The sequence below is a fragment of the Frankia sp. CeTa3Moorea genome, assembly GCF_978021225.1.
The window spans coordinates 15731-27366 of sequence record NZ_CDXDOR010000046.1 but is presented as its reverse complement, the minus strand read 5'-3'; the positions used below and the strand labels follow the sequence as shown (position 1 = coordinate 27366).

Annotated in this window: 8 protein-coding genes; all 8 read right to left on the bottom strand. The window is 70.5% G+C overall.

All coding sequences use genetic code 11. From position 1 onward, the window contains the following. Window positions 1-391 precede the first annotated feature (391 nt). A complete protein-coding gene (locus AC08OV_RS10735) occupies window positions 392-1522 on the bottom strand; it encodes an acetate/propionate family kinase (protein ID WP_476614059.1) in 1131 nt (376 codons plus the stop codon). Window positions 1523-1554: 32 nt separating this feature from the next. After that, window positions 1555-3963: a phosphoketolase family protein gene (locus AC08OV_RS10730; RefSeq protein ID WP_476614058.1), complete on the bottom strand. Its 2409-nt coding sequence runs from the start codon at window positions 3961-3963 to the stop codon at window positions 1555-1557. A gap of 65 nt (window positions 3964-4028) precedes the next feature. After that, window positions 4029-4826, bottom strand: a complete 798-nt coding sequence (gene thyX / locus AC08OV_RS10725; protein WP_476614057.1) for an FAD-dependent thymidylate synthase — start codon at window positions 4824-4826, stop codon at window positions 4029-4031. Between the two features lie 487 nt (window positions 4827-5313). Next, window positions 5314-6636 (bottom strand): histidine--tRNA ligase, encoded by a 1323-nt coding sequence (hisS, locus tag AC08OV_RS10720; RefSeq protein WP_476613163.1) that lies wholly within the window; start codon window positions 6634-6636, stop codon window positions 5314-5316. Between the two features lie 204 nt (window positions 6637-6840). Further along, window positions 6841-8481 carry a UDP-glucose dehydrogenase family protein gene (locus AC08OV_RS10715; RefSeq protein ID WP_476619613.1) on the bottom strand — a complete coding sequence of 547 codons (1641 nt, stop codon included), beginning with the start codon at window positions 8479-8481 and terminating at the stop codon, window positions 6841-6843. Beyond that, window positions 8459-9529: a UDP-glucose 4-epimerase GalE gene (gene galE, locus AC08OV_RS10710; RefSeq protein ID WP_476613161.1), complete on the bottom strand. Its 1071-nt coding sequence runs from the start codon at window positions 9527-9529 to the stop codon at window positions 8459-8461. The genes AC08OV_RS10715 and galE overlap by 23 nt, the downstream gene beginning before the upstream one ends. A gap of 363 nt (window positions 9530-9892) precedes the next feature. Continuing rightward, window positions 9893-10021: a hypothetical protein gene (locus tag AC08OV_RS10705; RefSeq protein WP_476613160.1), complete on the bottom strand. Its 129-nt coding sequence runs from the start codon at window positions 10019-10021 to the stop codon at window positions 9893-9895. 267 nt (window positions 10022-10288) lie between these two features. Further along, window positions 10289-11239, bottom strand: a complete 951-nt coding sequence (locus AC08OV_RS10700) for a UDP-glucuronic acid decarboxylase family protein (protein WP_462185761.1) — start codon at window positions 11237-11239, stop codon at window positions 10289-10291. Between the last annotated feature and the right edge of the window lie 397 nt (window positions 11240-11636).

Below are 11636 nucleotides of genomic sequence, written 5' to 3'. Positions count from 1 at the left end.
AGCCGTGCCTGCTCCCCGGACTCGCCACAAGCGACCGGCGCGAGACCCGCGGGGGCCGCTGGGCCACCGCACGCGGATACCGTCCGCCCGGCCCGGGGACCGCGCACCGCGCGGTGTCTGGCACCGCGACCGGGTCGGACGCCGATCGGACCCCGCCGTCACCGGATGGAGACGGATCGCGGCCGGCCGGGCCCCGATCGGGGACGACGGGACGACCGGCGAGGAATGCACCGCACCGGAATGCACCGCACCGCACAGCACCGTCCCACTCGCCGCGACAGAGCTTTCAGAGTACCGCCACCGGATCGTCCGGGCGGTGCCATCCGGCGGCGCGCGGGCCCGCCAGGATCGCGCCCGCCATCCGGGACATTACCGTAATGCCAGACTACCGTCACCCAATGCCACCGGCGAGGGCCGCCCGAGTCCCGCGGGCGATCTCCAGGTCCTCGCGTGCCTCGATCACGAGCGTGCGCACGGCGGCCCCCGGCACGCCGATCTCGCGCTCCGTGCCACCAGATGGGCCCGTACCACCGGCCCGGGCCGGATCGTTACGCTCGGGATCCACCGCCACGCCCAGGTAGCCGAGTCCGGCCGCGGCCCCGGCCCGCACGGAGGCAGAGTTCTCCCCGACGCCGCCGGTGAACACCAGGGCGTCCAGCCCGCCCAGCGCGGCGGTCATCGCGGCGATCCCGGCGCGCAGCCGGTGCAGGTAGACCGCCAGCGCCAACGCGGCGACCGGCTCACCCGCGGCGGCGCCGGACTCGACCTCCCGCATGTCCGCCGTCCCCGCGAGCGCGCGCAGCCCCGCCGAGGTGAACAGGCGATCGGTGAGCTCGTGCGCGCTCAGTCCCGCCTCCGTCTGCAGCCACAGCAGCGCGCCGGGATCCACGGTGCCGGACCGGGTGGCCATCACCAGGCCCTCCAGCGGGGTGAAGCCCATCGTGGTGTCCACCCCCACCCCGTCGAGAACGGCGGCGAGCGACGCGCCCGAGCCGAGATGACAGGTCACGATGCGCCGCGCCCCGGTGAGCGCAGCCGCCCGCCGGGAGACGTGGGCGTGGGACAGGCCGTGGAAGCCGTACCGGCGGATGCCGTACCGCTCCCGCCACTCGGCCGGGATGGCGTAGGTGATGGCCTCCGCCGGCATCCGGCTGTGGAACGCCGTGTCGAAGCAGGCGACCTGCGCCACCTCGGGCACGGCCGCCCCGACCTCGTCGAGGGCGGCGAGCGCCGCCGGCTGGTGCAGGGGGGCGAGGGCGGTCAGCCTCCGCAGCCGCTCGGCCACGGCCCGGTCGACGACCACGGGGGCGGTGAAATCCGTCCCGCCGTGCACGATGCGGTGCCCGACCGCGCCCGGCTGGCCACCCTCGTGGGTGAGCCCGCGCAGCGCGGCGACGACCCCGGCCGGGTCCGCCCGACCGGCTGGCGCGGTGAGATCGCGCGCGGCGAGCAGGGCGTCGTCCGGGCCGATCAGCCGCAGCTTGAGGCTGGCCGATCCGGCGTTGACCACCAGGACGTTCATCGCGACGGGACGGGGCTCGGTAGGGGCGGGACTCAGTAGGGCCAGGTCCAGTTCCGGATCTCCGGGGCGTCCTCGCCGTGGTCCCGGGTGTAGGTCCGGGCCGCGAGCCGCGCGTCGACCATCTGCTGCCGGACGTGCGCGGCGCGGGCGCCCAGGCTCGGTACCCGGTCGATGACGTCCGCCACCAGGTGGAACCGGTCGAGGTTGTTCAGCATGACCATGTCGAACGGGGTGGTAGTCGTCCCCTCCTCGATGTAGCCACGGACATGCAGGTTGTGATGGTTGTGCCGCCGGTAGGTCAGCCGGTGGATCAGCCAGGGATAGCCGTGGTAGGCGAAGATGACCGGCCGGTCGGTGGTGAACAGCGCGTCGAAGCGGGCGTGCGAGATGCCGTGCGGATGTTCCGCCTCGTCCTGCAGGGACATCAGGTCGACGACGTTGACGACGCGCACCTTCAGATCGGGGAAGTGCTGGCGCAGGATGTCCACCGCGGCGAGGGTCTCCAGGGTCGGGATGTCCCCGGCGCAGGCCATCACCACATCCGGCAGCCCGTCGCCGGGCGCGTCGTGGTCGTTGCTGGCCCAGTCCCAGATGCCCAGGCCACGGGTGCAGTGGGCGATCGCCGCCGGCATCGACAGGTAGTTCAGCGCCGGCTGCTTGCCGGCCACGATCACGTTGATGTAGTGCCGGCTGCGCAGGCAGTGGTTGCCGACGGAGAGCAGGGTGTTCGCGTCCGGGGGCAGGTACACCCGGACGACCTCGGCCTTCTTGTTCACGACGTGGTCGATGAACCCGGGGTCCTGATGGGAGAAGCCGTTGTGGTCCTGCCGCCACACGTGGCTGGTCAGCAGGTAGTTCAACGAGGCGATCGGGCGCCGCCACGGGATGTGCCGGGTGGTCTTCAGCCATTTCGCGTGCTGGTTGACCATCGAGTCGACGATGTGGATGAACGCCTCGTAGCAGGAGAAGAGCCCGTGCCGGCCGGTGAGCAGATAGCCCTCCAGCCAGCCCTGGCACAGATGCTCGGCAAGCACCTCCATGACCCGGCCGTCCACGGCCAGGTGCTCGTCCGTCGGTTCCGTCCCGGCGTTCCAGGCGCGGTCGGTCACCTCGAAGAGCGCAGCCAGCCGATTGGAGGCGGTCTCGTCCGGGCCCATCACCCGGAAGGTACTCGGATTGGCGGCCATCACGTCCCGTAGGAACGCGCCCAGGACCCGGGTCGGCTCGGCAAGGGTGGTCCCGGGGGCGGTGACGTCGACCGCGTAGTCGCGGAAGTCAGGAAGGGTCAGATCACGCAGCAGCTCGCCCCCGTTGGCATGCGGGTTCGCGCTCATCCTCCGGGGACCGCGAGGGGCGAGCGCGGCGAGTTCGGGCCGCAGGGCGCCGCCGGCATCGAAGAGCTCCTCCGGCCGGTAGGAGCGCAGCCACGCCTCCAGCTGGGCCAGGTGCCCGGGGTTGTCGTGCAGCTGCGCGACGGGCACCTGGTGGGACCGCCACGTGCCCTCGACCGGCAGGCCGTCGACGACGGCCGGCCCGGTCCACCCCTTGGGGGTCCGCAGCACGATCATCGGCCAGGTGGGGCGCTCGGTGCGGCCGTGGCGGCGGGCCCGGTCCTGGATCTCGTGGATCTCGTCGACGGCGGCGTCCAGGACGCCCGCCATCCGCTGGTGCACCGCGGCCGGGTCGTCCCCGGCCACGAAGTACGGATGGTAACCGTAGCCACGCAGGAGCGCGGTCAGCTCCTGCTCGGGGATGCGGGCCAGGATCGTCGGATTGGCGATCTTGTAGCCGTTGAGGTGCAGGACCGGCAGCACCGCGCCGTCGCGACCCGGGTCGAGGAACTTGTTGGAGTGCCAGCTCGCCGCGAGCGGGCCCGTCTCGGCCTCCCCGTCCCCCACGACGGCGCAGACCACCAGGTCGGGATTGTCGAAGGCCGCGCCGTAGGCGTGGGTCAGCGCGTAACCGAGCTCGCCGCCCTCATGGATGGACCCGGGAATCTCCGGCGCGACGTGGCTGGGGATTCCGCCGGGGAAGGAAAACTGCCGGAACAGCCGCCGCATCCCCGCCACATCCCGGCCGATCGAGGGGTAGACCTCGCTGTAGGTGCCTTCCAGGTAGGCGTTCGCCACGATGCCGGGACCGCCGTGACCCGGACCGATGATGTAGATGGCGTTCAGGTCCTTTGCCCGGATCACGCGGTTCAAGTGGGCGTAGATGAGGTTCAGGCCGGGAGTCGTGCCCCAGTGCCCGAGCAGGCGCGGTTTGACGTGCTCCGAACGCAGCGGCTCGGTGAGCAGGGGATTGTCAAGCAGGTAGATCTGCCCGACGGACAGATAGTTCGCCGCTCGCCAGTAGGCGTGGATGAGATCGAGCTCCGCCGGGGACAACGGCCCCGCGGCCGGATCCGCGCCGCTCCGCTCGGCGTCGACGACGCTCGTCATCGGCTGTCCTCTTTCTCTTTCTCCCGACAAATCAATGGGCGGCCGGCGGCGGGGAGGCCCGGCGCTCAGCCCTCTCCCACCAGCGGGCTGGAGGCGACCTCGGTGCCGTCGTCCAGCGTCGAGATCCGGAAGTCGGCGAACACGTTGGGCGCCACCCGGAGCAGCTCCCGCAGGGCGGCGACGGCAAGCCCGCGGATCTCCACGTCGGCATGCTCGCTCGCCCGCATCCCGATGAAGTGCCGCCACGCCCGGTAGTTCCCGGTGACCACGATCCGGGTCTCGGTCGCGTTCATCAGCACCGACCGGGCCGCCTGGCGCGCCTGCTTGCGCCGTGAGGTGGGCGCGGAAACGTCGGCGAACCGCTTCTCCAGACCTTCCAGCAGACGCCCGTAGGCCTCCAGCGAGGCCGCCGCGGCCTGTTGGAACAGGGCGTGCAGCTCCGGATCGGCTGCGATGACCTCCGGTTCCACCACGGCGGCGTCCCGCTCGGGGACGTAACGCTGGGAGAGCTGGCTGTAGGAGAAGTGCCGGTGCCGGACCAGCTCATGGGTGAGGCTGCGCGACACCCCGGTGAGATAGAGCGATACGGTCCCGTGCTCGAGCACGGACAGATGCCCGACGTCGAGAATGTGCCGCAGGTAGCCGGCGTTGGTCGCGGTCGCCGGATTCGGCTTGTTCCAGCTCTGGTAGCAGGCCCGCCCGGCGAACTCGGCGAGGGCCTGACCGCCGTCGGCGTCGGTGCTCCAGGCCACGTCGTCCGGGGGGATGAACTCGGTCTTGGCGATCACCTGGACCCGAAGCCGCACGGACGTCGGCCCGGACGCCGGTTCGGGCGTCGGCTGCGACACTGCCACCTCCATCATCTGGGCGCGGGACCCGTTGCCCGGTCGCTGGCGGACTCCTCCCACGGTAGACGGCGCCCGTCCGCCGGGACACGGGGACCTCACCCGGCGGCGGCATGCACCCGGACGCCAGGCCTGCAATCACCCGACCGGGCCAGCAATCGCCCAACCGGGATCGTGTCGGCATCCACTTACCCGTCCGGTTACCCGATCGACGCGCGGGGATTGGCAGTCACAACCCGCGTGGTACACCGGAGGTGGACGCCTCGTCAGTCCCCAGCGACGAGGAGTCGCAGTGCCCGCCCTCACGGCGTGGCATGGCGCGGCCGGGGATCTCCGCCCCCGTCAATCCCCGGCCGCCCGGCCACGTCACGACGGGCAGCCTCCCGGCGATGGCGCGGCGGCACGCCCGCCGCGCGCATCGGGCCGCGGGCTCCGCACGACCCCCGGGAAGAAGCCGCAGCCCCCGGGAGCCCACCCGGACCCTGCCGACCCCCGGGCCCGCCGGTCAGCCCGCGGCCGGGGTCCAGGCCGCTGGGTCCGCCGCGGACTGGTCCCCGGTGGCCATGTTCTTCACCTCGTGCGCCCGGCCATCGTCGAAGGGCGGGAACCAGACGAATCCGATGCCCTTGCGGGAGGCGTAGCGGACCTGCCTGGCCACCTTGTCCGGCTGGTGGTAGGTCTCCACCCGCAGCCCCCGGGTGCGCAGCTCGGCGGCCGTCGCGAGGGCAGCGGCACGGCGCGGCGCGGAGGGGATCACGACTAGCACGTCGGCGGGGCTGGACGGCCCGGTGGTGAGCAGGCCCTCGGCCAAGAGCTTGGCGAAGATGCGGGTGAGGCCGATCGAGATCCCGACGCCGGGGAGGTTGCGGCGGATGAAGGAGCCGGCAAGGTTGTCGTACCGCCCCCCCGAGCAGATGCTGCCGAAGTCCGGCCAGTCAACGAACTTCGCCTCGTAGACGGTCCCGGTGTAGTAATCGAGACCGCGGGCGATCGAGAGGTCCGCGACCACGCCGCCGGCGGGCAGGTCGGCGAGATCATCGAGAACCGCGGCGAGCTCGTCGAGCCCCTCGGAGAGCAGGTCCGACTTCACCCCGAGCCGGCGTACCTCCTCGACGACGCCGGGATCGGAGCCCCGGATGCCCGTGAGCTCCAGGCAGGCGCGCACCTGGTCCGGGTCGAGCCCGACCGCGGCGGTCAGCAGCCCCTCCACCCCCGCGAGGCCGATCTTGTCGAGCTTGTCAGCAACCCGGATGACGGCCAGCGGATCGCCGATGCCCAGGCCCTCGTAGAAGCCCTGGAGCACCTTGCGATTGTTGATGTTGAGGGTCCAGGGCGGAACGCCGAGAGTGCCCAGGACCTCGTGCACGATGCGGGGAAGCTCCGCGTCGAAGTGCAGGGGCACCTGATCAACATTGATCACGTCGATGTCGCACTGGGTGAACTCGCGGAAGCGACCCTCCTGAGGACGCTCCCCCCGCCACACCCGCTGGATCTGGTAGCGCTTGAACGGGAACACGAGGTCGTTGAAGTGGGCGGCCACGTACCGCGCGAAGGGCACCGTGAGGTCGAAGTGCAGGCCGAGGCGGGCGCTGTCGTCGTCGGCGTCGGCCTGCAGGCGGCGCAGCGTGTAGACCTCCTGGGAGGTCTCCCCCTTCGCGGTCAGCACCTCGAGCGCCTCGACCGAGGGGGTCTCCACCGAGCAGAAGCCGTACCGCTCGAACGTCGCCCGGATGGTGTCGAGCCAACGCTGCTCGACGAGACGGACCTCGGGCAGCCACTCGGGAAACCCGCTCACGGGCAGGGGACGGACGATCGGCGCGTCACTCATCGCCGCGGAATCTCCTCATCATCTCGAACGGACGGGCACCTGCCGCCCCGGGCACGGTCAACCGCGAGGCCGGGTGGCAGTCACCGATGTCGAGCGAGGAGACGCATGAGCAACAGCCTATCGCGTGGGGCTCGTTGCCCTCACGGCCGGAGAGCGGTCCCACGGCGGGGATGGGGCCCGTTCCACCGGGCCCCATCCCGTCGATCACATCGGGTGCCCCGCGCGCGCCTCGACCTCCGCGAGCCGCGCACCCACCTCGCCGCGCTGCTCGGCCGGCGCCGGCGGCGGTCCGTCCCTCCGGCGCCGCTGCTCCGGCAACGAGCTCGGGATGATGCCGGTCGGCCGGCCGGGGGCCAGGTAGACCCATCCGGCCTGGCGCCACTGGTCGGCGTCGAGCGCGTGCCGGGCGTCCACCATGACCTTGCGCCGGACCACGGCCCCGAGCCGGGCCGGGTCCAGGTCAGCGAACTGGCGCCACTCGGTGAGTAGGACCAGCGCATCGGCCCCCTCGACCACGGCCTCGACGGAGTCGCTGTAGGCGAGGCCGGGCAGGGCCCGCCGGGCGTTATGCGTCGCGACCGGATCCACGACCGTCACCTCGGCGCCGGTCCCGGCCAGCAGCCCCGCGACCGCGAGCGCCGGGGAGTCCCGCACGTCGTCGGAGTTGGGCTTGAACGCGGCGCCCAGCACGACGAGGCGCCGGCCGGCCAGCGTGCCGTCCAGGGCCGCGGTGACCAGGTCCACCACGCGGTCCCGGCGGCGATTGTTGATCTCGTCGATCTCGCGCAGGAAACGCAGCGCCGCACCGACCCCGAGCTCGTCCGCGCGGGCCTGGAAGGCCCGGATGTCCTTAGGTAGGCAGCCGCCCCCGAACCCCACCCCCGGACGCAGGAAGTTCCCGCCGATGCGCACGTCGTGGGACAGCGCCTCGGCCAGCGTCAGGACATCGGCATCGACCGCCTCGCACACCTCCGCCATCGCGTTGATGAAGGAGATCTTCGTCGCGAGAAAGGAGTTGGCCGCCGTCTTCACCAGCTCGGCCGTCGCGTAGTCCGTCACGATGACCGGCACCCCCTGGGCGATCACCGGCGCGAAGGCCGCCCGCAGCGCTCCTTCCGCGGCCGGGGAGGCGACACCGAAGACGAGCCGGTCCGGTCGCAGGGTGTCGGCCACCGCGAAGCCCTCCCGGAGGAACTCCGGGTTCCAGGCCAGCTGGACGCCAGCAAGATCGCTGGAGATGTCGGCGGGCTCGTCCACCTCGTCATGGCCCAGCCCGTCATGGCCCACCTCGACGCGGCCCACCTCGACGCGGCCCAACCCGCCGGCCCCCGCCACGCCGAGCGCCGTCTCGTCCGCGGCCGGGCGGTTCGCCGGGGCGAGCTGCGCGATTGTCCGAGCTAGCCCCGCAGCCGTGCCGGCCGGCACCGTCGACTTGCCGACCACGAGGCACGGCCGGGTCAGCAGCGGCGCGAGGCGCTCGATGGCGGCGTGCAAGTGGCCCAGGTCCGCCCCGTAACCGTCGGCACGCTGGGGGGTGCCCACACAGACGAAGTGCACGTCGCCGAACTCGGCGATCTCCTCGAAGGAGGTGGTGAAACGCAGCCGTCCGGTCCGGAGGTTCGCGCGCAGGAGGTCGGCGAGGTCGGGCTCGAAGAACGGGATCTCCCCCGCGGACAACCGCTCGATCTTCGAATGGTCGACGTCCACGGCGAGCACCTCGAAGCCGAGCTCCGCCATGCACACCGCGTGGGTGGCCCCCAGGTACCCGGTGCCGATGACGGTCAGGCGTGGGCGAGGCCCGGTTCCGGGCCCCGCCGCATCATCAAGGCTGTCCGACGAGCTCATCAGACTCCTCCTCCTCATCGTCGTACCCCCCTGGATTGAGACGCTGAAACTCCCAGGCATCCCGGCACATGTCCGCGACATCCCGGCGGGCTGACCAGCCGAGCGCCGTACGGGCGAGCGCCGCGTCGGCGACCAGTGCGGCGACGTCCCCCGGCCGCCTCGCCACGACGCGGCTGGGGAGATCACGAGCGCAGGCCGCGGAGAAGGCCGCGAGCAGTTCCCGCACGGAGGTGCCAGCGCCGGTCCCGAGGTTGATGACCCGATGTCCCGCCTGGTCATCAAGATGATCGAGAGCGAGTCGATGGCCCTCCGCCAGGTCGACCACGTGGATGTAGTCGCGTACGCCCGTGCCGTCGGACGTGGGGTAGTCGTCGCCGAAGATAGACAGCTCCGGGCGCCGGCCGACCGCCACCTGGGCTAGGTAGGGCATGACGTTGTTCGGCACCCCACGGGGGTCCTCGCCAAGCAGGCCCGACTCGTGCGCCCCGGTGGGGTTGAAGTATCGCAGGGACGTCACGTGCCAGGACGGATCCCGGGCGCAGAGGTCGGCGAGGATCTGCTCGCACATCCACTTGGTGCGCGCGTAGGGATTGGTCGGGCGGGCCGGCGTGTCCTCGGCGATCGGTACCTTGGCCGCCGCTCCGTAGATTGCGCACGAGGACGAGAAGACCAGCCGGCACACGCCGTGCTCCGCCATCACGGAGACCAGGCCCAACGTCGCGTTGACGTTCGTGTCGTAGTACTCCAGCGGGATGTCGACCGACTCGCCGACGGCCTTGAGAGCGGCGAAGTGAATAACGGAATCGATCTTCCATCGGCGGAACACGTCACCGAGCGCCGCCCGGTCACGGACATCGAGCCGCACGAAGTCGATGTCGCCGTCCACCACCTTACGCAGCCTGCCCAGCACCCGTGGTGAGCTGTTGGCGAAGTTGTCCACTCCCACTACCCGATGACCCGCGGCGAGCAGGTCCACCCAAGTATGGGAGCCGATGAACCCCGTCGCCCCGGTCACCAGGACCGTCTCGGCTCGACTCGTCGACGTCATAGCTCGGTTATCCACTTCTTCGTGATCAACTGAAACAACTCGCCACAGGTGCTCCATGCCGGCCCGGAACAACCGATCCCGGCAGCGGGATCAACCCGACGACGGCTAGGATCCGTACCTGGGATCGGCACCACGACCACGCCCGTCGCGCCGGTGCCCTTCGGCTGGACCGCGCGGTCCCGGCCGTTCGGGCAGCGAACACCGCGATGGGCACGGCCGCGCACTGGGCGGCGAACATCAGGCACAGCAGAACATAATCCCCAGATTGGTGCATCGCCGACCTGGTAGCGGCCTCGGCGATCCCGGGGACGACGGCGATCCCGGTGAACCAGGCGATCGGCGCGAGCAGGAGCCCCGGTCCGGTCACAGCGCCAGCGTCGGGTAGTGCACGGCCGGTGGCAAGAACCGCGCGCACGGCACCCGGGGCCGGCGGTCCACGTCCCGGAAGAAGATGCCCGGGAAGAAGATATGTCCGGGAGGCGGCGTGGCCACGGGAACTCTCGGGTCACCATTGCCGCGGACATCCCGGGCCGGTTGCCGTTCGCCCACGCATCGGCGGCGAAGGCCCCGTCTCGGCCTGAGCGCGCACGGCAGGTACGTGGCGCTGACATCCTCGGCGGGTTGCGGACCAATGCCACCGATCTCACGTAACACGGCGGTGCACACGGCGTGGTGCCGGCCATCGCGAGCCCTCCCCCCGCAAACAGAAAGCCACGTCCCCGGAAAGCTCGGTATCCGGGGGGGACACCTTGACGCCGGTCAAGCGACCTGACGGCTCTCCGCGAGCTGGCCGGCGAACCAGGAGATCGTCCGGGTGAGCCCGTCGTGCAGGCTCGTCTTCGGTTCCCAGCCCAGGAGGGTCCGGGCGAGGGTGATGTCGGGTTGGCGCACCGAAGGGTCGTCCTGGGGCCGCGGGACGAAGGTGATCGGCGCCGTCGATCCGCACAGGTCACGGACGAGCACCGCGGTGTCGAGGATCGACATCTCGTGCGGGTTCCCAATGTTCACGGGCCCGGGCAGGTCCGAGTGCAGAAGTCGGACGATGCCGTCGATCAGGTCGTCGACATAACAGATGGACCGGGTCTGGGTTCCGTCACCGGCGACCGTGATGGGCTCGCCCCGCAGCGCCTGGGAGATGAAGGCCGGAATGGCGCGACCGTCGTCGACCCGCATACGCGGGCCGTAGGTGTTGAAGATGCGAACAATACCGGTGTCGACGCCGTGCTTGCGCCGATAGGCCATGGCCACCGCCTCGGAGAAGCGCTTGGCCTCGTCGTACACACTGCGTGGGCCGACCGGGTTCACGTTGCCCCAGTAGCCTTCCGGCTGGGGATTTACCTGTGGATCGCCGTAGGACTCCGAGGTCGAGGCGAGCAGGAACCGAGCATTCTTCTGCCGCGCCAGGCCAAGGGCGTGGAAGGTACCGAGCGAACCGACCTTGAGTGTCTCGATCGGCAGCTCGTAGTAATCCACCGGAGATGCCGGGGATGCAAAGTGCAACACGACGTCGACCGGACCGGAAACATAAATAAAATCATTCACATCCCGGTTGACCAGGCGGAAACGTGGATCGGCGAGCAGATGCTCCACGTTCTCCGGCCGGCCGGTGAGGAAGTTGTCGAAACAGATGACCTCGTAGCCGCCGCCCAGTAGGCGTTCACAGAGATGACTGCCCAGAAAACCGGCGCCGCCGGTCACTATCGCACGCACGTCGTGTGCTCCCGGATCTGGAATACAGAGGACCCCGGAGAGTGCCCATCGATCGCTGTCCGGAGTCCGGCGACGACGGGCGGCCTCCCTTGAGCCATGCGAAGGAGGCGGCGCATCGGATCAGATCGCGCCGCGAGGCCAGGTTGGAGGATCGGGGGAAAGGGGCATCAAATTGATCGGAGATCAGGAGATCAGTGACTGCTCACCCGCCGGGAGCGCTCAGCATGGACACTGCCGGACCCGTCTCGAATGGCCACAGGATACGAACACCGCACTACCCCCCAGTAGTCTGATGGCCGACAACGCCGACTCTCTGCGGCATCGTACACAGGTCATCGACGCGTTAGTACGCGGCCCCGGCTCAGTCTCCCTCCTCGCCGCGGTCAATACGATATAA